The 20,889-nt window shown below is 66.1% G+C and carries 21 protein-coding genes; 9 read left to right on the forward strand and 12 right to left on the reverse strand.

Going from position 1 to position 20,889, the window contains the following annotated elements; genetic code table 11:
* Window positions 1-30: 30 nt before the first annotated feature.
* Window positions 31-1,185 carry a pyridoxal phosphate-dependent aminotransferase gene (locus CCR94_RS05270; protein WP_244593947.1) on the reverse strand — a complete coding sequence of 385 codons (1,155 nt, stop codon included), beginning with the start codon at window positions 1,183-1,185 and terminating at the stop codon, window positions 31-33.
* A gap of 70 nt (window positions 1,186-1,255) precedes the next feature.
* Between CCR94_RS05270 and CCR94_RS05275 the strand changes: the two genes are divergently transcribed.
* Entirely contained in the window at window positions 1,256-2,017 is a 762-nt protein-coding gene (locus CCR94_RS05275) for a DsbA family protein (protein WP_104506821.1), read from the forward strand.
* A gap of 112 nt (window positions 2,018-2,129) precedes the next feature.
* The gene (locus tag CCR94_RS05280; protein WP_104506822.1) at window positions 2,130-2,687 is read left to right on the forward strand and encodes a helix-turn-helix domain-containing protein; all 558 of its coding nucleotides are present in this window, start codon (window positions 2,130-2,132) and stop codon (window positions 2,685-2,687) included.
* A 32-nt stretch (window positions 2,688-2,719) separates the two neighbouring features.
* Here the strand turns inward: CCR94_RS05280 and CCR94_RS05285 are convergent, their stop codons facing one another.
* The 3 genes from CCR94_RS05285 to CCR94_RS05295 all read right to left on the reverse strand — a co-directional run bounded on the left by CCR94_RS05285 (window position 2,720) and on the right by CCR94_RS05295 (window position 4,649).
* Complete coding sequence (locus CCR94_RS05285) at window positions 2,720-3,508, reverse strand: N-acetylmuramoyl-L-alanine amidase (protein WP_104506823.1); 789 nt, start codon at window positions 3,506-3,508, stop codon at window positions 2,720-2,722.
* Between the two features lie 166 nt (window positions 3,509-3,674).
* A complete protein-coding gene (locus tag CCR94_RS05290) occupies window positions 3,675-3,971 on the reverse strand; it encodes a lipoprotein (protein ID WP_104506824.1) in 297 nt (98 codons plus the stop codon).
* 108 nt (window positions 3,972-4,079) lie between these two features.
* Complete coding sequence (locus tag CCR94_RS05295; protein ID WP_244593948.1) at window positions 4,080-4,649, reverse strand: redoxin family protein; 570 nt, start codon at window positions 4,647-4,649, stop codon at window positions 4,080-4,082.
* Between the two features lie 135 nt (window positions 4,650-4,784).
* Here CCR94_RS05295 and CCR94_RS05300 point away from each other — a divergent pair, with 135 nt between their 5' ends.
* Genes CCR94_RS05300 through CCR94_RS05310 form a run of 3 tightly spaced genes read left to right on the forward strand, consistent with a single transcriptional unit; the run spans window position 4,785 to window position 8,343 of the window.
* Window positions 4,785-6,023, forward strand: a complete 1,239-nt coding sequence (locus CCR94_RS05300; RefSeq protein WP_104506856.1) for an FAD-dependent monooxygenase — start codon at window positions 4,785-4,787, stop codon at window positions 6,021-6,023.
* Between the two features lies 1 nt (window position 6,024).
* Window positions 6,025-6,804, forward strand: a complete 780-nt coding sequence (gene xth, locus CCR94_RS05305) for an exodeoxyribonuclease III (RefSeq protein WP_104506825.1) — start codon at window positions 6,025-6,027, stop codon at window positions 6,802-6,804.
* 45 nt (window positions 6,805-6,849) lie between these two features.
* Window positions 6,850-8,343 carry a malonate--CoA ligase gene (locus tag CCR94_RS05310; RefSeq protein ID WP_104506826.1) on the forward strand — a complete coding sequence of 498 codons (1,494 nt, stop codon included), beginning with the start codon at window positions 6,850-6,852 and terminating at the stop codon, window positions 8,341-8,343.
* 30 nt (window positions 8,344-8,373) lie between these two features.
* Here CCR94_RS05310 and CCR94_RS05315 read toward each other — a convergent pair whose 3' ends face one another.
* On the reverse strand, window positions 8,374-9,606 hold the full coding sequence (locus tag CCR94_RS05315; protein WP_104506827.1) for a cation:proton antiporter: 1,233 nt from the start codon (window positions 9,604-9,606) through the stop codon (window positions 8,374-8,376).
* A gap of 165 nt (window positions 9,607-9,771) precedes the next feature.
* Here CCR94_RS05315 and CCR94_RS05320 point away from each other — a divergent pair, with 165 nt between their 5' ends.
* The gene (locus CCR94_RS05320) at window positions 9,772-11,163 is read left to right on the forward strand and encodes a GntP family permease (protein WP_104506828.1); all 1,392 of its coding nucleotides are present in this window, start codon (window positions 9,772-9,774) and stop codon (window positions 11,161-11,163) included.
* A gap of 289 nt (window positions 11,164-11,452) precedes the next feature.
* Window positions 11,453-13,141, forward strand: coding sequence for a methyl-accepting chemotaxis protein (locus CCR94_RS05325; protein ID WP_158254631.1), 1,689 nt, complete (start codon window positions 11,453-11,455; stop codon window positions 13,139-13,141).
* Window positions 13,142-13,147: 6 nt separating this feature from the next.
* Here CCR94_RS05325 and CCR94_RS05330 read toward each other — a convergent pair whose 3' ends face one another.
* The 4 genes from CCR94_RS05330 to CCR94_RS24965 form a co-directional block, all read right to left on the reverse strand.
* On the reverse strand, window positions 13,148-14,482 hold the full coding sequence (locus tag CCR94_RS05330) for a DUF2252 domain-containing protein (protein WP_104506830.1): 1,335 nt from the start codon (window positions 14,480-14,482) through the stop codon (window positions 13,148-13,150).
* A gap of 87 nt (window positions 14,483-14,569) precedes the next feature.
* The gene (locus CCR94_RS05335) at window positions 14,570-15,346 is read right to left on the reverse strand and encodes a LamB/YcsF family protein (protein WP_244593949.1); all 777 of its coding nucleotides are present in this window, start codon (window positions 15,344-15,346) and stop codon (window positions 14,570-14,572) included.
* A gap of 45 nt (window positions 15,347-15,391) precedes the next feature.
* Complete coding sequence (locus tag CCR94_RS05340) at window positions 15,392-16,375, reverse strand: 5-oxoprolinase subunit C family protein (RefSeq protein WP_104506831.1); 984 nt, start codon at window positions 16,373-16,375, stop codon at window positions 15,392-15,394.
* Window positions 16,363-17,046: a 5-oxoprolinase subunit B family protein gene (locus tag CCR94_RS24965; RefSeq protein ID WP_158254632.1), complete on the reverse strand. Its 684-nt coding sequence runs from the start codon at window positions 17,044-17,046 to the stop codon at window positions 16,363-16,365. The genes CCR94_RS05340 and CCR94_RS24965 overlap by 13 nt, the downstream gene beginning before the upstream one ends.
* A gap of 84 nt (window positions 17,047-17,130) precedes the next feature.
* Here CCR94_RS24965 and CCR94_RS05350 point away from each other — a divergent pair, with 84 nt between their 5' ends.
* Together CCR94_RS05350 and CCR94_RS05355 are read left to right on the forward strand one after the other, a co-directional pair.
* Complete coding sequence (locus CCR94_RS05350; RefSeq protein ID WP_104506832.1) at window positions 17,131-18,576, forward strand: sensor histidine kinase; 1,446 nt, start codon at window positions 17,131-17,133, stop codon at window positions 18,574-18,576.
* Window positions 18,573-19,262 (forward strand): response regulator transcription factor, encoded by a 690-nt coding sequence (locus CCR94_RS05355; RefSeq protein WP_104506833.1) that lies wholly within the window; start codon window positions 18,573-18,575, stop codon window positions 19,260-19,262. Before CCR94_RS05350 ends, CCR94_RS05355 begins: the two co-directional genes overlap by 4 nt.
* 1 nt (window position 19,263) lies before the next feature.
* Here the strand turns inward: CCR94_RS05355 and CCR94_RS05360 are convergent, their stop codons facing one another.
* The 3 genes from CCR94_RS05360 to CCR94_RS05370 all read right to left on the reverse strand — a co-directional run bounded on the left by CCR94_RS05360 (window position 19,264) and on the right by CCR94_RS05370 (window position 20,772).
* Complete coding sequence (locus CCR94_RS05360) at window positions 19,264-19,665, reverse strand: hypothetical protein (protein WP_104506834.1); 402 nt, start codon at window positions 19,663-19,665, stop codon at window positions 19,264-19,266.
* A 145-nt stretch (window positions 19,666-19,810) separates the two neighbouring features.
* Window positions 19,811-20,383, reverse strand: coding sequence for an acyloxyacyl hydrolase (locus tag CCR94_RS05365; RefSeq protein ID WP_158254633.1), 573 nt, complete (start codon window positions 20,381-20,383; stop codon window positions 19,811-19,813).
* A 137-nt stretch (window positions 20,384-20,520) separates the two neighbouring features.
* Window positions 20,521-20,772 (reverse strand): hypothetical protein, encoded by a 252-nt coding sequence (locus CCR94_RS05370; RefSeq protein WP_104506836.1) that lies wholly within the window; start codon window positions 20,770-20,772, stop codon window positions 20,521-20,523.
* Window positions 20,773-20,889 lie beyond the last annotated feature (117 nt).

Here is a 20,889-nt window from a genome sequence, read left to right on the forward strand (position 1 = left end):
CCGCTTGTTTCGCACTTGGCCCCGTCGGCTTCAGCGTCGCAAAAACGCCTTGAGCCGGCGCATGGCCTCGATCATGTCGGCCTGCGCGCCGGCATAGGAAAACCGCATCGCGCGCGCGCCCTGCGTCGGGTCGAAATCGACGCCGGGCGTCGCCGCCACGCCGGCGCGCTCCAGCAGATCCTTGCAGAAGGACAGCGAATTGTCCGAGAATCTGGAGATGTCGGCATAGACGTAAAAGGCGCCGTCGGCGGGGGCGAGGGCGAACCCCATGCCATCGAGCGCATCGAGCAGGATTGTTCGGTTTTTGGCGTAGCCGGCCTTGACCGCCTCCAGGTCCTGCGTGGCGTCGAACGCCGCTTCCGCCGCGATCTGCGACAGCGTCGGCGCGGAAATGGCGAGCGATTGCTGCAACCGCTCGATGACGCGCGAAAACCCCGGCGGAACCACCAGCCAGCCGACGCGCCAGCCGGTCATGCAGTAATATTTGGAAAACGAGTTCACGATCACCGCATTTTGCGACCAGGCCAGCGCCGTCCGCGCCGGGCGCTCGTAGGTGAGGCCGTGGTAGATTTCGTCGGAAATGAATTTGATGCCGCGCTTGTCGCAGATATCGGCGATGGCCCGCATCGACTCGTCGCTTTGCAGCGCGCCGGTGGGGTTGGAGGGGTTCATCAACAGCAGGCCGTCGAGTTTTTGCGAATCGTCGGCCGCCGCCACCGCTTCGGGCGTCACGCCGGCGAGGCCGCGCAGATCCACCGTCTCGACCCCGAACGCGGCCAAAATGTTGCGGTAACAGGGATAGGACGGGCAGTTGATCGCCACCCGCGCGCCGGCGTCGAACAGGGCGAGGAAGGCCATGATGAAGCCGCCGGACGAGCCGGTCGTCACCGCCACGCGCTCCGGTTCGACATCCACGCCATAGGACTCGCGATAGTGGCGCGCGATTCGCTGGCGCAGCGAGGCGAGGCCGAGGGCGTCGGTGTAGCCGATCGGGCGGCCGTCCAGCGCGGCGATGGCCGCCTCACGGGCGAGGCGCGGCGGCCCGGCGGAGGGCGCGCCGACCTCCATCTGGATGATGTCCCTGCCGGTCGCGCGCAATTGCAAAGCCTCGCGCATCACGTCCATGGCGAGGAAGGGGGCGATCGCCGCGCGGCGCGCGGGCGTGAGACATTGCATATCCGACATGGAGAAACCCAATTCGACCCGAAACCGGGAATAGGTTATGGAGGGTTAGATCCTTCCCCTGGAGTTGTCCATGTCGCATCCGCGCAAGATCACCCTGGCCGCCGTCGCCGGCTTGCTTCTCGCCCTGCCGGTACGCGCCGCCGAATTTTCCGCGCCGCAGAAGAGCGAGATCGAGACGATCGTCAAGAATTACCTCGTGAGCCATCCCGAAATCCTGCGCGACATGGCGGCGGAGTTGGAGAGCCGGCAGAAGACCGAGGAAAGCGACGCGCGCCGCGCCGTGATCGCGCACGCCAGCAAGGATATTTTCAATTCCGACTTTCAGGCCGTGCTCGGCAATCCCACGGGAAAAGTCTCGCTGGTCGAGTTCTTCGACTACAATTGCGGCTATTGCAAACGGGCGCTGGGCGATCTCGCCAATCTGATCAAGAGCAACCCGGACTTGCGCGTGGTGCTGAAGGATTTCCCCGTGCTCGGGGCCGATTCGGTCGAGGCCGCGCAGATCGCCTCCGCCGCGCGCAACCAGCTTTCCGGCGCGAAATTCTGGGACTTCCATCAAAAACTTCTGATGACCAAGGGCCATGTCGGCCGCGAGCAGGCTTTGGCCGTGGCCAAGGAGATGGGCCTCGACATGGCGAAGCTGCAAAAGGACGCCGCCGATCCCGAGGTCAAGGACAAGCTCGCGAGCGTGCTGAAACTCGGCGATTCCCTGTCGATCAACGGCACGCCCTCCTATGTCCTCGGCGACGAAGTGGTGGTCGGGGCCGTGGGCTATGACGAATTGAAGGCGAAGCTCGATGCGGTGGCGAAGTGCGGCAAGACGGCATGCTGACGCGGGCGGTTGGGGAAAACTTGTGGAAAACCTGTGGAGCGCCGGCGGGCGACTCTCGGTTGCGCCGCGCAAGCGCATTGAAGCCGCCGGCCGCATGGCCTAAAATAAGGTCATGACCAAGCTCGCTCAACTCATGACCGCGAAAGACCTCAAGGACAGGGAACTTGCCGATCTGGTGGGCGCGCCGGAGCTGGAGATTTGGCGCTTGCGCAAGGGGCCGCTCAAGCGGGGGCAGAAGATGACCCTCGCCTGGGCGCATCGGCTGGCGGCGGCGCTCGATGTCGAATGGAGCGCATTGCTCGACGAAGAACCGGATGTGGAGACTGTGGAGATCGTGGAGACCGTGAAGGACGCCGCCGCCGAAACGACGGAGACAGCCGCGCCGAAAAGTCGGGCGCGTCCGTCAACGCGTAACGCGAAAAGCCCGGCGGTTTCCGCAAGGGAATACGTAAGAGAACAAGAGCCGCTCAGCCGCGACGATCTGCGGGTGATTCACGGCATCGTCAGCGCCTGCGCGCTGTCCTGCGCGCCAAATGTGCGGATTTCCGCCGAAGCCTTCCGCAATCTGGTCGAGCGGGCGATTGAAAACGCCGCCTATGGCCATTCGGACCTCTCGACCCTCGCGGATCGGATCGCGTCCTGGCTGGCTCCGGGAGCCGGCGAGGGCTGAGGTTTTCGGGCGGCCCGCACCAACAACGCCGCTTATGCCGACGCCGTGGCTTCCAGCAAGGCGCGAAGAGTCTCCAGCGTCGAGACATCGGCGATCCCATCGACCTTCTCCGGCCGAAAATGGCGCTGAAACGCGGCGACGGCGTCTTGGGTCGCCGCGTCATAGGCGCCGGTGATTTCGACGCCATAGCCGTAAGCCGCGAGCATGTGTTGCAGCGCCGCCACCGGCGGGCCGAGCGCGCCCGGCTCGAACGTCGGGCCGGGGCGGAGTGTTGACGGTTCGACCCAGAGGCCGACGCCCGCCGCGTGCAGGCGCGCCCAGGGGAACAATTCGCCGGGGTCGATTTTGCGCGACGGCGCGATGTCGGAATGGGCCAGCACCCGTTGCGGCGGGATTTTTACGCGCGCGCAGATGTCGCGGCTGAGGGCGATCACCGCCGCGATCTGCGGTTCGGGGAAAGGCGGGCAACCGCCGAAGATTTCGTGGGGACGATATGGCAAGCCGTCGCTATGGCCGGGATTGACGATCTCGACGCCGATGGAGCGGGAATTGAGATCGGTCTCGCCGGCCCAGAAACTTTTGCCGGCGTGCCAGGCGCGGCGGTCTTCCGCCACCAATTGCCAGATGCGGCCGTCTTCCCAGACCAGATAATGGCAGGACACGCCGCCCTGCTCAGTGGTGAGCAGTTTTAACGCCGCTTCGCCCGTGGGCATGCCGGTGTAATGCAGGATTAGCGCGTCGGTCGGGCCGACGCGGCGCGCGCCGTGGTTGGGCGAGGGCAGGAATTTTTCTGCGAGCAGGGTGTCGGGGGTGGGCGTCATGGCGGCAAGAGCCGTGGACCGCCCTCGCCCTTCGAGACGCCCGCCTTTGGCGGACTCCTCAGGGTGAGGGCTAATGATAGAGTCAACCACTCAAGTCGCCCTCATCCCGAGGCGCGGCTGAAAGGCGCGTCTCCAAGCACGAGGGCGATCCACGGCGACTCTCAACTCAATCGTACCACGCCGTGCAGTGGCGGCGGCCGTAGTAATCCTCGTCCCATTCGGCGCAGCGGCGGCGCGGCGGCGGGGGATTGCTGTTGGCGCCGATGATGCCGCCGGCCGCGCCGCCAAGCAGCGCGCCCGCGACGGCGCCGCCCGCGCTGTGGCTGGCGACACCGCCGATGACCGCGCCCGAGGCCGCGCCGACCGCAGCGCCGTTGACCGTGCGCTCCTCGCGCGAGTAGCCGCAGCCACCCAGCGTCAGCGCGCTGGCGAGGGCGACGCCCAGCAGAATCACCTTCTTCATTGATACCTCCGCTTCGGACTCTTGGCTCTGCGCCCAGCGTCGGGGCGCGCTTGTCCTCACGAAAACCTGTAAAGGTTAACAATGAGAAAACCAAGCAGGTTTGCGCGATCAGAACGCGGCGCCCTGCAAGGCTTTGGGAATGCTGGCTTTCAGCTCGGCGAGCGCGATGGGGCCGAAATGGCTGAACGCGATTTTTGGCGCCGGCGCCAGCACGAAGCTGGCGGGGATGCCGCGCGCGCCCAGCGCCCGGTACAGCCAGCCCTTGTGATCGACGCCGACCCGCACGTAGGGGTTGCCGAACGCGCGCAGATATTTCAGCGTGTTGTCCGGATCGTCCACGGAGGCGATTCCGTAAATGGTCGCGCCGGAGCGGGCGAATTCGACCAGCGCCTGGTGCTCCTCGCGGCATTGCGGGCACCACGAGGCGAACGCATTGAGGAACACCGCCTTGCCCGCAATGTCGGCGGCGGAAAAGCCGGGAATTTGCGCGCCGAGCGTGTCGGTCAGGCCGGGAACAGGCGGAAGATCGAAGCGGTCGGCGGCCAGCGGATTGAACAGCTTGCCGCCAAGATCGTAACGCCGCCACGCCAGCGCGCCGACCCCTCCGGCGGCGCCCAAGACCGCGGCGCCCGCGAGGATGGAGCGTCTGGATGGAGTGGTGTCGGTCTGACCGGTCATGGCGCGCCCTCGCCTCATCAGCGCGCAAACGGCGAAAACTTTCAAGTTTTACATGATCGCAGGCTTAACGAAGGGCGGCCCTTGAACTCGCCTTGGCAAAGCCCCTAAATGAAGCCTCCACAATATGAGGGCGCCATGAGCGAGACCATACCCCACGAATGCGACGTTCTTGTCGCCGGCGCCGGCTCGGCCGGACTTGCCGCCGCCCATGCCTTCGCCGCGCAGGGCCGCACGGTGGTGGTGGTCGGCAAGGTCGAAACCCATCTCGCTGGCCGCACCGTGGCCCTGTTCGAGGGCAGCCTGCGATTCTTTCGCGCGCTGGGGCTGTGGCCGGCGCTGGAGAGCCGCGCGGCGCCGATGGAGGGCATTCGCCTGATCGACGACACCGGCTCGATCTTTCCCACCCAGCCCAAGGAGTTTCGCGCGAGGGAGATCGATCTCGACGCCTTCGGCCAGAATGTCGAAAACAATGTTCTCGTCGCCGAACTGGCGGAAGCCGCGCGGAAGAATCCTCTGATCACGCTGGTCGAGGGCCTGCTCGACGCCTTCGAGCTGAATTATTCCGGGGCGCGGGCGCGGCTTGCCAGCGGCCAATGGATCGACGCCAAATTCATCGTCGCCGGCGAGGGCCGCAATTCGCAGGCGCGGCAGGTCGCCGGAATTACCGTGAAAACCTGGACCTATCCGCAGGTCGCGCTGACCGTGCTGCTCAAGCATGAAAAGCCGCATCACAATATTTCCACCGAATATCACAAACGTTCCGGCCCGTTCACTTTCGTGCCGCTGCAAGGCCGCGAGGGCGCGCCGCATCGCTCCAGCCTGGTCTGGCTGGTGACGCCGCGCGAAGCCGTGCGGTTGAAGGCCTTGGCGCCGGAAGAACTGGCGGCGGAAATCCAGGAACAGTCGCACGATTTTCTCGGCCACATCACGCTCGACGGTCCCGTCGGCGCCTTCCCGATGGGCGCGCTGAAGACCAGTGGCGTCACCGGGCTGCGGCTCGCCTTGATCGGGGAATCCGCGCATCTGTTCCCGCCCATCGGCGCGCAGGGGTTGAACCTCACGCTGCGCGACGTCGCCAGTCTGGTCGATTGCCTTGAGGGCGTCGATCTCGACGAGGCCGACAAGATTACGCGGGCTTTGGCCTCTTACGAGCGCGACCGCGCCCGCGACATCGGTTTCCGCGTCAACGGCATCGACATGCTCAACCGCTCGCTGCTGATCCATGCGCTGCCGGTGGATTTCGCCCGCGCTTTCGCGCTGACGTTTTTCTCGGCGTTCGGGCTGCTGCGCCGCGCGCTGATGCGCGAGGGCGTGACGCCGCACGGGCCGACGCCCAAGCTGATGCAAAAGAGCGCGCGCGCGGCGCGGCATTAAGATGCGGATCGCGACCTGGAACATCAATTCGGTGCGCCTGCGCGTCGAGCATGTGCTGGCCTATTTGCGCGATGTCGCGCCGGACGTGCTGTGCCTGCAAGAGATCAAATGTCAGGACGAGGCGTTTCCCCGGCTCGAATTCGAGGCGGCCGGCTACAATGTCGCGGTGCACGGCCAGAAAAGCTACAATGGCGTGGCGCTGCTCTCCAAGGCGCCGATGGAATGGGTCGCCGGCCTGCCCGGCGATGAGACCGACGAGCAGGCGCGCTATATTGAAGCCGTGATCCCGTTTGGGTCGCGCGCGGCGCGGGTCGGCTGTCTCTATCTGCCCAATGGCAATCCGTTGGGGACGGAGAAATATACCTACAAGCTGGCGTGGATGGAGCGGCTGATTTTTCACGCGCGCGCAATGCTCAAGCATGAAGAGGTTTTCGTGCTGGCGGGCGATTACAATGTGATCCCCGACGCGCGCGATGTTTACGATCCCGCCGGCTGGGTAGGCGACGCGCTTTACGCCCTGCCGACGCGCGAGAAATTTCGGGAGTTGCTGGCGCTTGGGTTGACCGACGCCTTGCGCGCCACGACGGATGAGGCCAAGCAATATACGTTCTGGGATTATCAGGCCGGGTGCTGGCCGAAGAATCTGGGGCTGCGCATCGACCATCTGCTGCTGTCGCCGCAGGCGGCGGATCGGTTGGTCGGGGTGACAATCGACCGGGATATGCGCGCCAAGGACAAGCCTTCGGACCATGTCCCGATCCGGGTTGATTTGCGGGAGTGATTCCCTCTCCCCGCCTGCGGGGAGAGGGAGAAGACCGAGGCTGTCATGAATTATTTCTTCGATCTGATCGCGCGGCGCATCGCCGACCCTGACAAGATTTTCATCGAGGCCGAGGGCTGCGACATTTCTTATCGGCAAATGCTCGCCGCGAGCGCGCGCTACGCCAATGCCCTGGTCGCCGCCGGGGTCGCGCCCGGCGACCGCGTCGCCGTGCAGATGGAGAAGTCGCCCGCCGTCCTGTTCATCTATCTGGCCTGCCTGCGCGCCGGCGCCGTGTTCCTGCCGCTCAACACCGCTTACACCCCGCATGAGGTCGGCTACTTTTTGTCCGATGCGCGGCCGACGGTTTTCGTGTGCGATCCCGACAGGGCCGAGGCCCATGCGCCGGCCGCGCGGGAGGCCGAAGCCCGCGTTCTTACGCATGGCGCGGAGATGGATGGGGCGCTTTTCGCGCGCGCCGCCGCCAGCGCCGACACATTCACAAATGTCGCGCGCGAAAAAGACGATCTCGCCGCCATACTTTACACTTCGGGCACGACCGGGCGCTCCAAGGGCGCCATGCTCAGCCATGACAACCTCGCCTCCAACGCCCTGACGCTGGTGGATTATTGGCGGTTTTCGCCAGAAGACGTCTTGATTCACGCCCTGCCCGTCTATCACACCCATGGGCTGTTCGTGGCCACCAATTGCGTGCTGCTGGCCAACGCCCGCATGATCTTCCAGCCGAAATTTTCCGCGCCGCACGTCGTCGCCGCCATGAAGCGCGGCACCGTCCTGATGGGCGTGCCGACATTCTACACCCGCCTGCTGGAGGAGCCGGGTTTTACGCGAGAGGCTTGCGCGCATATGAGGCTGTTCGTGTCCGGCTCGGCGCCGCTGCTGGCCGAGACCCATCGCGCCTTTCAGGAGCGCACCGGCCATGCCATCCTCGAACGCTATGGCATGACCGAGACCAACATGAGCACGTCGAATCCTTATGACGGCGACCGCATCGCCGGGACCGTGGGTCTGCCGCTGCCCGGCGTTTCCCTGCGCGTGGTCGATCCCGACAGCGGCGTGGAGCTTCCGCAGGGCGAAATCGGCATGATCGAGGTGAGCGGCCCGAACGTTTTTAGGGGCTATTGGCTGATGCCGGAGAAGACGGCGGCCGAGTTCCGGCCGGACGGGTTTTTCATCACCGGCGATCTCGGGCGGATCGACGCCAACGGCTATGTCCAGATCGTCGGGCGCGGCAAGGATCTGATTATTTCCGGCGGGCTGAATATCTATCCCAAGGAGGTCGAGGGCGAGATCGACGCTTTGCCCGGCGTGGTCGAAAGCGCGGTGATCGGCCTGCCCGATTCCGATTTCGGCGAGGCGGTCGTGGCGGTGGTGGTGCGCGAAAAAGGCGCGGCCATCGACGATGCGGCAATCCTTGCGGCGCTGGCCGGGCGGCTGGCGAAATTCAAGCAGCCCAAGCGCATCCACTTCGTGGACGCCCTGCCCCGCAACACGATGGGGAAGGTGCAAAAGAACGTTTTGCGCGAGACCTGCGCGTAATCCCGGAAGGACGCGAAGGCGCCAGGCCGGTCACGGCTCGGGACGATTGGGTTGCTCGTCACTGGCGCCCAAAAAACCCAATCGCCGCAGCAGCGGCGGCATGGTCAGGCCTTGCGCGACAATCGAGAAGGCGACCACGAAAAACGTCACCAGCACGATTTCGTCGCGCAGCGGCACGCGGCCCGGCAGCGACAGGGCCAGCGACAGGGCCAGGGCGCCGCGCAACCCGCCCCACCAGAGGATGTGCTGCTCGCCCGGCGCGATCCGCCAGCGCGTGCGGGAAAACAGCGCCGCCAGCGGATAGACCGCGACGGCGCGGGCGAACAGCGCGATGGCGAGCGCGCCAGCATAGACCGTCCAGGGATAATGCTCGTAGGGCAGCGCCGCCACGCGCGCGCCGATCAGCAGGAACACCATGGAATTGGCGAGAAAGGCGGCGAAATCCCAGAAATCGCCCAAGGCCTCGCGACCCCTGGCGGAGAGGAAATCGGCGCCCTCGCGCTCCTCCCCGTAATTGCCGACGATCAGGCCGGCGAGCACCGTGGCGAGCACGCCGGAGACGTGGAAATGTTCGGCGAGCAGGAACGCGCCGAAGGCGCCGATGGCGGTGAGGGTGATTTCGATCAGATGTTCTTTTGTTCCGCGCGCGGCAAAAATCACCGCGAAGCCGAACAGGACGCCGATCGCGGCGCCGCCGCCGACGATGCGCGCGAAGTCGAGCGCCATGCGCGCGCCGGTCAGGTTTTGCCCGCCCGCCAGCGCATAAGCCAAAGCGAGGGCGAACAGCACCGCCGCCGCCGCGTCGTTGAACAGGCTTTCCGCCTCCACCAGCAGGCGAATCCGGCCGCTCACCCCGTTGTCCTTGAACATGGCGATGATCGCCACCGGATCGGTGGCGGAGATCAGCGCGGCGAACACCAGGGCGGAGGCGACCGGCCAGCCCATCAGGAAAATCAGAGCGACGGCGACGACCGCCATGGCCGCCAAGGTTCCAAACACGGCGAGCACGAGAATCGGCGGCAGGTCGCGCTTCAGCTCGCGCCAGCGCAGGGTGAGCGCCGCCTCGAACAGCAGCGGCGGCAGGATGAGATAATACAGCAGTTCCGAGGTGAGCGCCGGCAGCCGCCTCGTTCCAAACCAGGCCAGCACGCCGCCGACCAGCGCGAGGCCGACCGTATAGGGCAGCCGCAAACGCCGCGCCACGATCGCCACCAACATGGCGATGGCCAGCATTCCCATGACTTGTTGCAGAGTCTCGCTCATGCGGGCCTTGTCGCATGCTTGCGCGGCGATCTCAACATTTGCGGCGAAGCTTAAGGAGAATGCGCGTCCATCCTTTGGACGAGTGCGCGGCGCGGCGTTTCCGCGTTACACTTGCGTCAATCAAGACCCGCCGCCCCAACCGGCGCGAGCGGAGGGAGGAATGACATGAGCTTTGCTGTCGCCGTCGCGGCGCTGGTTTTCCTGATGCTGGTCGCCTATCGCGGCTTTTCCGTCATCCTGTTCGCGCCCGTCGCGGCTTTGGGCGCGGTGCTGCTGACCGATCCCGCCGCCGTGCCGGCGGCCTTTTCCGGCGTGTTCATGGAGCGCATGGTCGGCTTCATCCGGGATTATTTTCCGGTGTTCCTGCTTGGGGCGGTGTTCGGCAAGCTGATCGAGATTTCCGGCTTTTCCAAGAGCATCGTGTCGGCGGTGACCGCCCTGCTCGGTCCGAAATACACCATCGCCTCGATCGTGCTGGTCGGCGCCATCCTCACCTATGGCGGCGTGTCGCTGTTTGTCGTGGTGTTCGCGGTCTATCCGTTCGCGGCGGAAATGTTCCGCCAGCACGATATCCCGAAGCGGCTGATTCCCGGAACCATCGCGCTCGGCGCCTTCTCCTTCACCATGGATGCGCTGCCGGGCACGCCGCAGATCCAGAACATCATTCCCACCACCTATTTCAAGACCGACGGCTTCGCCGCGCCGATTCTCGGCTCGCTCGGCGGCCTGTTCATTTTTATCGTCGGCATCGCCTGGCTGGAATGGCGGCGTTACGCGGCGCTGCGGGCCGGCGAGGGCTATGGCGCGGGCCACAGCAACGAACCGCCGCCGCTGACGCATGAAAAACTGGCGCCGGCCTGGCTCGCGCTGGCGCCGCTGGCGCTGGTGTTCGGCCTGAACAAGCTTTTCACCAACCTGATCGCCGGCCATTACGGCAAGAGTTTCGAGCTGAAACTCGCCGCCATGGCCAAGCCGGTCGTGGTGGCGGTGGACAAGCTCACCGCGGTCTGGGCGGTGGAAGGCGCCCTGATCGTCGGCATACTCGCGGTGGCGGCGCTGGGCTGGACGCAGGTGCGCAAAGGCTTTGCCGAAGGCGGCAAGGCGGCCGTCTCCGGCGCGCTGCTCGCCTCGATGAACACCGCGTCCGAATATGGTTTCGGCGCGGTGATCGCCACCCTGCCCGGCTTCGTCGTCATCCGCGACGCGCTGAGCGCGATTCCCAATCCGCTGGTCAACGAGGCCGTGACGGTGACGGCGCTGGCCGGCATTACCGGCTCGGCGTCCGGGGGCATGTCGATCGCGCTCGCCGCCATGGCCGACCAGTTCGTCGCCAGCGCCAACGCCGCCGGCATTCCGATGGAGGTTCTGCACCGCGTCGCCTCGATGGCGTCGGGCGGCATGGACACCCTGCCCCACAATGGCGCGGTGATCACCCTGCTCGCTGTCACCGGCCTGACCCATCGCGACAGCTACAAGGACATTTTCGCCGTCACCTGCATAAAGACATCGGCCGTGTTCGTGGTGATCGCGCTCTACTATCTCACCGGTCTGGTCTAGAGCGTTTTCAAGCGGAGCGGACACCGGTTCGCGTGAAGAAAATGCGTTAAAACAAAAATCTAGAGCATTTTCATGTTTTCACGAAACGTGAAAATGCTCTAGACGCGCCCGCCGGGCGTCGCTCAAGCCTCGCGACAGCCAACCATGTAAGAAAAATATAGTTTCGTCCGCATGTTGGCTCAGGCGCATGCAGGGCGGGAATGTTGTCAGGCGTTTCCAGTACTCCCGGCATGTGGTCGCCCGCATATCGGGACTCCGGCGACATCGGGGCTGGAATGAGGGAATACGCATGTTGTTTTCCAATCTGCTGATCCGAACGAAGCTTCTGCTGATCTTCGCGACAAGTCTGGCGCTGATCGGCGGCGCCGTCGGCTTTGGCGCATCGCAGGCCTTTGAGGGCATCAAGGCTCTCAAGACCGAGGTCATAGCCAGCCAGGCCGACGCGATTCGTGTCGAAGCGATGGAAGTCGAGTTCAAAAAGCAGGTTCAGGAATGGAAAGATGTTTTGCTGCGCGGGAAAAAGGCTGAGTCTTTTTCTAAATACTGGAAGCAATTCGAGGCGCAGGAAAGCGATGTGCATTCACGCGGCGCGCGCCTGCAAGCCAGCGTCCGGGACCGGGACTCGGCGCAACTCTTGACACTTTTCCTGACCGCCCATGACGATATGGGGAAGGCCTATCGCAACGGCTTGCGGAAATTCCAGGAGTCCGGCTTCGATCCGGTGGCGGGCGACGAGGCCGTGACGGGAATCGACCGCGCGCCCACCGAACTCCTGACCAAGGCGCGCACAAGCCTTGTGGCGGCGGCCGAGACGACCGCCGCGCAAGTGGTGGCCGAGACAGATCGCGCGATGAAATTCAGCCTGTTCGCGCTGCTGTCGGTCGGCGCCGGAACCATCGCCCTGTTCATCGTCACCATTGCGCGCGGACTCACCGCGCCGCTCGCCAGGGTTGTCGGCACGCTGGAGAAACTGGCCGCCGGCGACGCCTCCGTCACCGTCGAAGGTTTGGCGCGCAAGGATGAAATCGGCGCCCTCGCCCGCACGGTCGACGTGTTCCGCAAGGGCATGATCGAGCAGGAGAGCATGCGCCTTGCGCAGCAGCGCCAGCGCGAAGAGAATGACAAAGCCCAGCGCGCGGCTATGCTCGCCATGGCCGATGCGTTGGAGCAACGCATTCGCGACATTGTTTCGACGGTCGGCGCCACATCCAGGAACTTGAACACAGCCGCCCACAACCTGTCGGCCAATGCGGAGCAGACGGGAAGGCAGATCACGGCGGTGGCGGCGGCGACCGAACAGGCCAGCGCCAATGTCGTGACCGTGGCGGCGGCCGGGACGCAATTGTCGGCCTCCATCACCGAGATTTCGCGGCAGGCGTCGCAATCGGCTGTTGCGGTCGAGACCGCGACGCAGGAGGCCGGAGACGTCTCGCGCAAGATCGCCGACCTCGCCGGTTCGACCGCCAGGATCAGCGAAGTCGTCAATCTGATCAACGGCATCGCCGCCCAGACCAACCTTTTGGCCCTGAACGCCACCATCGAAGCGGCGCGGGCGGGCGAGGCGGGCAAGGGATTCGCCGTCGTCGCCAGCGAAGTCAAGGCTCTCGCCAATCAGACCGCCGTGGCCACCGGCGAAATCGGCAGCCATATCGGCGCGGTGCAGCAGGAAATGGATGCGGCGGTCACCGCCATCGAGGGCATGACCCAGACCATCGTGCGCATCCACGAAATGTCCGGCGCCATCGCCGCCGCCGTCGAACAGCAAGGCGCCGCGACGGAGGAAATCGCCCGTCACGTCGAAGAGGCGTCGCAGCGCACGCGTGAAGTCGCCGACAATGGCGGCGGCGTCGCGCAGGCGGCGGGCGAGACCGGGCAAATGGCCCATCTCGTGCTCAAATCGACCGAAACGCTGCTGGGGCAGAGCCAGGGCCTCGAACGCGCCGTGGCGTCCTTCCTGGCCGAGGTCCGCGCCGCCTGAGCCGCCTTACTTTTCCGCCGCCAGCGCGGCGTGATCGGCTTCATTGCGCTTGGCGTAGGCGAGCGCGAAATCGGCGATGGCCTCGTCGAACGCCTCGCTGTCGCCCATATAGCCGGCCATCAGCGCCGCATCGCTCGACCGCGCGTGGGCGCGCGCCAGCGTGCGGCCGCACAATTTGGCGTAATCCAGCAAGCCCGCCTCCTCGGCGATCTCGCTGACCGCGCCGAGCCGGCGATTCTTCAGGATGCGAACGTAATAGTGCCGGCCGGAGGGCTCGTGGTCGGTCCAGCCCAGGAAAATGTCGCTGGCCGCCTGCATGACGCGCTGGCCCAGGACCACCCGCTGGCCCTGGTGGCCGTCGAGGGCGAGCCTGGGATCGATCGCCTCCAGCACCGAATGGACCGCCTCCTTGATCTGCAAGAACAGCGGTTCGCCGTCGCCGCCGCCGAACAGGCCGACATAGCAATAGGTTCCCACCGATCCCACGCCCACCGCCTTGAACACGAAATCCTTCAGGGCGTAGCGGTCGTAAACGGCGCCGACATGCGGCGCGAGACCGGCGCGATATCTGGCGAAGGCGCCGGCCGCGTCTATGCCCTCGCCGGCGTCGCTGTCATCGGCGAAATGAAACAGGCGCGGCGGCTTGTCGGCGATGTGGAGCGCGCCGGAGTCCGAGAGTTTCGGAAAATTGTCGTCGCGGTCGAGGCCCTCGCCGCGGGCGCGGTCGATCACCACTTCGAGCTGGCGGCGCAGATCGTGATTCCTGAATTTCCCGACCTCCTGCTCAAGGTCGATCCGGCTGTGCCAGACCTCCAGCGGCGAGAGATGCGACAGGGCGATAATGCGCTTGCGATAGGCCTTGACCGCCGCCGCCGCCATGGCGTGGCGGGCGATTTTCGAGGCGCCGAGCGCCTGCGCCGCCACCGCGAAACTCGTGGCGAGGCGCTTGACGTCCACGGTGAAGTCGACGCCCGGCAGGGTTTCGTCGAAATCGTTGATGTCGAACAGGATGTTGTCTTCCGGCGTGACGAAGGCGCCGAAATTCATCAGATGGCAGTCGCCGCAGGCCTGCACGGGAATGCCCGCCATCGGCTGATATTGCAGGTCGTGCGCCATCACGGCCGCCGCGCCGCGCAGATAGGCGAAGGGATCGGCGATCATCAACTCACGGCGCAGGCCGGTCAGCGACGGCAGGCGGCGCGCGTTCTGCGCGTCCAGGATGGCGTTGGCGTCGCGCTGACTCGGCCCGAGCAATTGCCCGTGCGCGGCGCGCGGACTCTGCTTGCGCAGCGCCTTGCCCTCTTTGACCCGCTCGGCGCGCGGCTTGTCTGCGACGGTCATGCTTTTTCCCTGCGAGAATGGCGAGAAACTTCACTCGCGCGAATGCGTTGCGACAATACTTCGCCGCGCGCGAGACGCAAGCACGGTTCAAGCAAACAGCAACGGCAGGGGCGCCAGGGTAAACGCCTGCGCCAGCCAAGCGTTGAGGGCGCCCGCCGTCGACACGGCCTCAGGCGCGTCGCCGTGAACGCAGATCGAATGGATCGGCGTGGGCAGGATTTTGCCCGAACGCGCGACGAGGCCGCCCGCCGCCAGCATCTTCTGGACATGGGCGAGACATTGGTCCGGCGCGTGGATCACCGCGCCCTGTTGGCCTCGTGGCGTGAGCTGGCCGTCGTCCTCACAGGTGCGGTCGGCGTAGATTTCCAGCGCGGTGGCGAGGTTTTCGCTTTGCCCCGCCGCCGCCAAGGCCGACAAAGCCGGGGCGAGCAGGATGAGTTTGGGGTCGTAGGCTTTGGTCGCGCGGGCGATGGCGGCGGCGAGGTTTTGGTCGCGGCAGGCCGCGTTGCTGAGCGCGCCATGCGGCTTGACGTGGGTCACGCGCGAGCCGTGGGCGCGCGCGAATCCGTCAAGCGCGCCAAGCTGATACAGGACAAAGGCCTCGACCTCCCCCGCCGAGCATTCTAACGCGCGGCGGCCGAAACCCTGGAGGTCCGGGTAGGCGGGATGAGCGCCGAGGCTGACGCCGGCTGTCAGCGCCGCCGCGACGGTGGTCCTCATCACCAGGGGATCGCCGGCGTGGAAACCGCAGGCGATGTTGGCGGATTGCACCAGTTTGAGCATCTCGGCATCGTCGCCCATACGCCAGGCGCCAAAGCTTTCGCCGAGATCGGCGTTGAGGTTGAGCAGGGGTTTAACCGTCACGCCGAGACCTCATCCCCTCGCCCCGCCTGCGAGGCGAGGGAGTCGCTAATCCGCGAAAATCGCGCCGGTGATGAGATTTTCGCTCCACAGTTTTTCCTCGTCCAGGCCCGCGACGGGCGCGAGGCTTTGCCGCCATGCCGCCACTCTTTCGCATCTTTCCCGGCGCGCTTGCGCCGCCTGCGCGGCGTCGACCGGGGCGAAAGCCACGGCGTCGCCGGGCAAGACATGCGCCATGCGGTCGAGATCGGCGGTGATGACGCAGCCGATCCTGGCATAGCCGCCAGAGGTCTGTCCATCCGCGCGCAACAGGATCGGCTGACCGTCGCCGGGAATTTGGATCGCGCCGGGCGTCACGCCCTCGCTGACGATGTTGGCGCCTTCCGGCCGATCGGCGAGGCGCGGGCCGGCGAGGCGAAGGCCCATGCGGTCGCTCTCCGGCCGCACCGTCCAGCGCGCGGCGATGAAGGCGGCCAGGGTTTGCGGCGGGAACGGGTCCGGGCCGGGAAGGAAGCGCAGCGGGCCGTCGCCCGGCGCGAGCGGCGGGGCGCAACGATCCTCGCCTTGGGCGTCCGCGCAGCAAAGCACGTCGTCGGGGCCGAGCGCGCGGCCGAGGCCGGCGCGGGCGTAGGCTGAGCGGCTGTTGAGGACGGGCGGGACATCGAGGCCGCCGGAACAGGCGATATAGCCGGGCGGGCGCGTGAGTTTTAGCGCGAGGCGGTCGCCCGTTTGCAGCGTCAGGCCGCGCCAAGACACGATGCTTTCGTCGCGGCCGGCGCGGGTCAGGACGCCGGAAAACGCGCCGGCCAAACCGAGGCGAACAGGCCCCGCGTCCGCGCGCAAAATTGGCGCCGACAGCAGGCATTCCAGCGCCGCCGCATCGTCCGGCGCGCCGGCTAAAACATTGGCGGCGGCGAAAAAGCCTTGGTCCAGCGCGCCGGACACGGGGATTCCGAGCCTGCGGAAACCGAAGCGGCCCCGGTCCTGAATCGAGACGCCGAGGCCGGGATGTTCGACGATCAGCCGCGCCATGTCCGCTCCTGTGCGAAGAATTCATCGCGGCCGATCAGGCGCCAGCGCACGCGATCGCCGGGGGCGAAAAGCGTGGGCTTTTCCGCTTGCGCGTCGAACAATTTTGTCGGCGTGCGGCCGATCAGGCGCCAGCCGCCGGGGCTGGACTGCGGATAGGCCGCGCACATACCGTCGGCTATGGCGACCGAGCGCTCCGGCACGTTTTTACGCGGGGTGGCGAGGCGGGGCGCGTCCAGAAATTTCGGCAGGCCGCCGAGATAGGCGAAGCCGGGCAGGAAGCCGAGCATGGCGACGTCGAAGGTGATTTTGGCGAAGGCTTGCAGCCAGTCGGCTGGCGACAGGCCGTTGGCTTGCGCGACATCGGCGAGATCCGGCGCGAAATCCGCCTCGGCGCAGAACGGCAGGTCGTGGATTTCACCCGAGCACGGCGCGGGCGGCGCCAAGGCGAGGCGGCGGCACAGGCTTTCCAGTTCTGCAAAGGGCAGCGCGTCCGGGTCGTACCACAACGTCACCGAGGCGAAGGCCGGCGCCCATTCATGCAGGCCGCGCGGCGGCGCCGCCGCCAGCGCCGCGCAAAAGGCTTGGGCGCGGGCGTTGAGCGCGGGGTCTATCGCCGCGCCGAAGCGAACAATCGCCGCCGCGTCGCCGAGAGGCAGAAGTCTTGGTTCCATCACGCGTAAAACATCTTCCAAGGTCCGGGTTTTTTCTAGCGGCGTATTGTGATCCGGTTGCGACGGGAATGCGGCGGGGTAAACATGGTTTGGCGGGGCGGTTGGGTGGAGACGGCGCGCACAGCCCTTCTGTTCGCGTTGCCGCTTGCTCTCGCCGCGCTGCTTGGCGCGCAGGCGCTCGACGCCGACTATGTGGTGCTGCGCGAAAAAGCGCGGCGCGACACCGCGCGCGTCGCCGACGCCTTTTCCGGCGCCGCCGTCAACGAAGTGACCGAACTCGCCGCCTTCGCCAATCTCAAGGTGGAGAAGGCCTGGGGCGACGCCTATCCGGACGCGGCGCTCTGGCGCGTGATTTATAGTTACGACCTCGGCCTGCTGGTGCTGAAGCGGCAGGGCGACCGGGTCGTGTTCCCGCCGGAAGACCCGCTCGCCATGCCGAAAATGTGGGAGGACAAGCTGCGGGCGCTGACCGCGATCGCCGACCTGTTGCGCGAGGGCGATTTCGTCAATGGCTGGTTTCCCAACATCGCCGGGGAATATTATTTCGAATGCCGCCGCACGGGCGCTGCGCCTGAACGCGCGGAAAACTGCATCGCGCTGGCGAGCGCGCAGATCTTTCCCACCTTGTTCGGCGTGCTCGACGAATTCGCCGCCGTGACGCCGGGCTGGGCGTTCCGGCTGCGCGATCCGTTCGACCGCATCGTCTGGAGCAAGGGGGCGGGAGAAACTTTCGAGGCCTTCACCCAAAGCGGCGCGCTGCATGGCTGGGTGGTGGAGCTGTCCGGCGCGCCCGCTCCCAAGCGCGGCGCGCTGGGGCGACTCGCCTTGGCCGCGCCGCTCGCCTTGGTCTGGCTGCTGCTGGTGTTTTTGGCGCGGCGCGCGCAAGAAGCCCAGGCGCGGGAAAGCGCCGCGCGCATGACCCTGCTGACCCAGCTTTCGCACGACCTGCGCACGCCGCTGGCCAATCTGAAGCTTTACGCCGAACTGATCCGGCGCAAGGGCGACGGCCCCGAGCTGTCGCGCTATTGCGCGGTGCTGAGCGACGAGATCGACCGACTCGACGCGCTCGCCGGCGCGACGCTTTCGCAAGGCGCGGCGCCGGTCGCCTATGCGCTGGGGACGGCCGACCCTGGCGCGCTGGCTCGGGAGATCGTCGCGCGCTACCAGAGCTTGCTGGCTTCCTCCAACTGCGTCTGCGCGGTGACGAGCGCGGTCGCGGGCGCGCGGCGCTTCGCCATCCCCGCCTTTGAGCGCATTCTGATCAATCTGGTGGACAATGCCCGCAAATATGCGCCCGGGCCGATTGAAGTGACGGTCGGCGAGAGCGGCGGCCTGCTGGTCTTGACCGTGCGCGATCATGGCGGCGGCCAAGCTGTTGCTGGCGAAAAGCTTGCGGCGCCACAAAGGTCGCATGGCGTCGGCCTGTCGATCGTGCGCGAATTGGCGCGGGCGAACGGCGGCGGATTCGCGCTGTCGGCCGCCCATCCCGGAGTTTTAGCGCGCGCCACCTTGCGTATGGACGTTTCATGAAAATCCTGATCGCGGAGGACGATTCCAATCTGCGCGCCGGGCTCACCGACCTTCTGGCGCTGGAGGGACTCGACTGCATCGTCGCCGAGGACGGCGAGGCCGCCTGGACCGCCTTTGTCGAACAGGCGCCGGCCCTGTGCTTGCTCGACGTGATGATGCCACGCCTCGACGGGCTCGACCTGTGCCGGCGCATTCGCGCCCGCGATTCCGCGACGCCGATCCTGCTGCTGTCGGCGCGGGGCGCCGAAATCGACAGGGTGGTGGGGCTGGAAATCGGCGCCGACGATTATATCGCCAAGCCGTTTTCCGCACGCGAACTGGTGGCGCGGATCAAGGCGGCGCTGCGGCGCGTAAAGCCTCAGGCACAGCCTGTGGAGGCGGAGGAGAGGATTTTCCGCATGGGCGATCTGACCATAGATCCCGACGCCCTGCGCGCGACGCGCGGCGGCGGCGGCATCGATCTCGCCCCGCGCGAACTGGCGATGCTGCGGGCGCTGCATGACCGCAAGGGCAAGGCGGTGTCGCGCGACGACCTGTTCGATCTGGCCTGGGGCCGGGGCTACATGCCCAACAGCCGCGCGCTCGACCAATATGTGTCGTCGCTGCGCAAGAAAATCGAGTTGGACCCGGCCAAACCGCGCATCATCCAGACCGTGCATGGCGTGGGCTATCGCTACGAGGCGTGAGTCACCAGCGGTCGAGGTCGATCATCTGGTCGGGGACCGTTGCGTGGAACAGCGGCCGCACCAGGCCGGGCGCAAAATTTCCCGAGGGACCGTAAAGCGCGAGCGCCCGCGCGCAGGCCGCGAAAAAGCGATTGGCGGCGGAGGCGGCGGCGTGCTGGCGCGCGTGGGCGCGGCCGAAAACCTCGATGTAATGGCCGTTCACCGCGATGCCGTGGACCTCGCGGAAAACGGCGAGCGCGGCGGGATCGACGGCGTCATTCACGCAAAACTCGCTCCAGGCGGTCGCGTCGGCGATCAGGCGGATCAGGGCGTCGTGATACGCGACTTGGCGCTCGGGCGTTTTCGCCTCGGCGCAGGCGGACCACGCCACCAGGGCGGCCAGCACGATGGTTGATGTCTTCATTGTCGGGCGCTCCAGCGGCGGAGGTCCATCTTGGACCTAAAGCGCGCGCGATCAAGGGGCGGCGGCTGGTTGCAAGGATTTCAGGTCGCCGCCGCCCAGCCCGCGTCGGCCGGGACGGAACCCTGCTGGCCGACCCTTGCGCGCGTCAGCCCGGAAACCAAGCCTCCAGCGGGAAGCGGTAATAGATCGAGAGGATGTCCGCCCCCGGGTTGGGCTTGTTGTGGTTGAAGCGCTCCGCGAGCTGGCTGTTCGAAATATGGCTGATCGCCACGCCGAACCGCGAGTGGTCGGCGAACTCATAGGACAGTTCGAGCTGGGTGCGGAATTCCAGCGGATAGTTGAGCCTCTTGCCATCGCCGGGCATGAAAAGGCCGGGTTCGAACTTGGGTGTGAAGTGCAGCGGGCCGTAGTTGACGTCATAGGCGACGCCGGCGCCCATCCAGGTTCCGGCCGAGGATGTGATCTCGAAGCCGGCGGTCGGATGCAGGCGACCGTAGATCTCCGGCGTCGGCAGCAGGTTGTAGCCGCCCATGATTTCGAAGCGGTGGTCGGTCGCCTCATAATGCTTGCGGTTGTAGTCCACCTTGAAAAAGGCGATGCGCGGGTCGAGGAAGGTTTCGTCGAACAAGCCGATGCCGACGCCGAGCAGAGTGGGGTCCGCCGCCAGCGAAGGACCGCACGCCGCGAGCATAACGCCCGCCGCCAGAATTTCGCGCAACCGCATAGTCCTTCCCCCGGTCGGCCCTCACGAAAACCTCGATGAATCGGGATGAGCCGCCGGAACCATAGTCGGCCGCGCCCCACGCGACAATGACATTTGTGCAACAGGGCGCGGAGAACGGCGGCGAAGCGGGATCAGCGATAGGCGCCCGCGCCCTGAGGGGCCGGCTGCTGAATCTGCTGCTGCTGTTGCAGGCGCTGCTGCTTGTAATAATGGCGGGCGGCGATGCAACCGCCAATGGCGCCGACCACGGCGTGGTGTCCGGCGTAATGCCCGGCGACGCCCCCGGCGACGGCGCCGCGAATGCAGCCCTTGGCCTGCGCCTGCGAAGCGAGCCCCACCGCAGCGACGAGCGAAATGACAGTGGCGGCGAAGAGTTTGTTCATGCCAATCCCCGATGCGTTCGGCGCGGTTTGTTCGCGCGCTGTTTTATATAGGAAGTTTCGAGGCGTTTTCGCCACTCCAGAGCGTGAAGCGTTGCCCCGGAAACGCGTCACGCTCTA

Origin of the sequence: Rhodoblastus sphagnicola (genome assembly GCF_002937075.1) — a bacterium.
GTDB classification, from domain to species: Bacteria; Pseudomonadota; Alphaproteobacteria; order Rhizobiales; family Beijerinckiaceae; genus Rhodoblastus; species Rhodoblastus sphagnicola.

What these genes read in the sequence shown, in the direction of transcription:
- CCR94_RS05270 (WP_244593947.1), bottom strand. Translation starts at nt 1,185, where the DNA reads ATGTCGGATATGCAATGTCTCACGCCCGCGCGCCGCGCGGCGATCGCC.
- CCR94_RS05275 (WP_104506821.1), top strand. Translation starts at nt 1,256, where the DNA reads ATGTCGCATCCGCGCAAGATCACCCTGGCCGCCGTCGCCGGCTTGCTT.
- CCR94_RS05280 (WP_104506822.1), top strand. Translation starts at nt 2,130, where the DNA reads ATGACCAAGCTCGCTCAACTCATGACCGCGAAAGACCTCAAGGACAGG.
- CCR94_RS05285 (WP_104506823.1), bottom strand. Translation starts at nt 3,508, where the DNA reads ATGACGCCCACCCCCGACACCCTGCTCGCAGAAAAATTCCTGCCCTCG.
- CCR94_RS05290 (WP_104506824.1), bottom strand. Translation starts at nt 3,971, where the DNA reads ATGAAGAAGGTGATTCTGCTGGGCGTCGCCCTCGCCAGCGCGCTGACG.
- CCR94_RS05295 (WP_244593948.1), bottom strand. Translation starts at nt 4,649, where the DNA reads ATGACCGGTCAGACCGACACCACTCCATCCAGACGCTCCATCCTCGCG.
- CCR94_RS05300 (WP_104506856.1), top strand. Translation starts at nt 4,785, where the DNA reads ATGAGCGAGACCATACCCCACGAATGCGACGTTCTTGTCGCCGGCGCC.
- xth (WP_104506825.1), top strand. Translation starts at nt 6,025, where the DNA reads ATGCGGATCGCGACCTGGAACATCAATTCGGTGCGCCTGCGCGTCGAG.
- CCR94_RS05310 (WP_104506826.1), top strand. Translation starts at nt 6,850, where the DNA reads ATGAATTATTTCTTCGATCTGATCGCGCGGCGCATCGCCGACCCTGAC.
- CCR94_RS05315 (WP_104506827.1), bottom strand. Translation starts at nt 9,606, where the DNA reads ATGAGCGAGACTCTGCAACAAGTCATGGGAATGCTGGCCATCGCCATG.
- CCR94_RS05320 (WP_104506828.1), top strand. Translation starts at nt 9,772, where the DNA reads ATGAGCTTTGCTGTCGCCGTCGCGGCGCTGGTTTTCCTGATGCTGGTC.
- CCR94_RS05325 (WP_158254631.1), top strand. Translation starts at nt 11,453, where the DNA reads ATGTTGTTTTCCAATCTGCTGATCCGAACGAAGCTTCTGCTGATCTTC.
- CCR94_RS05330 (WP_104506830.1), bottom strand. Translation starts at nt 14,482, where the DNA reads ATGACCGTCGCAGACAAGCCGCGCGCCGAGCGGGTCAAAGAGGGCAAG.
- CCR94_RS05340 (WP_104506831.1), bottom strand. Translation starts at nt 16,375, where the DNA reads ATGGCGCGGCTGATCGTCGAACATCCCGGCCTCGGCGTCTCGATTCAG.
- CCR94_RS24965 (WP_158254632.1), bottom strand. Translation starts at nt 17,046, where the DNA reads ATGGAACCAAGACTTCTGCCTCTCGGCGACGCGGCGGCGATTGTTCGC.
- CCR94_RS05350 (WP_104506832.1), top strand. Translation starts at nt 17,131, where the DNA reads ATGGTTTGGCGGGGCGGTTGGGTGGAGACGGCGCGCACAGCCCTTCTG.
- CCR94_RS05355 (WP_104506833.1), top strand. Translation starts at nt 18,573, where the DNA reads ATGAAAATCCTGATCGCGGAGGACGATTCCAATCTGCGCGCCGGGCTC.
- CCR94_RS05360 (WP_104506834.1), bottom strand. Translation starts at nt 19,665, where the DNA reads ATGAAGACATCAACCATCGTGCTGGCCGCCCTGGTGGCGTGGTCCGCC.
- CCR94_RS05370 (WP_104506836.1), bottom strand. Translation starts at nt 20,772, where the DNA reads ATGAACAAACTCTTCGCCGCCACTGTCATTTCGCTCGTCGCTGCGGTG.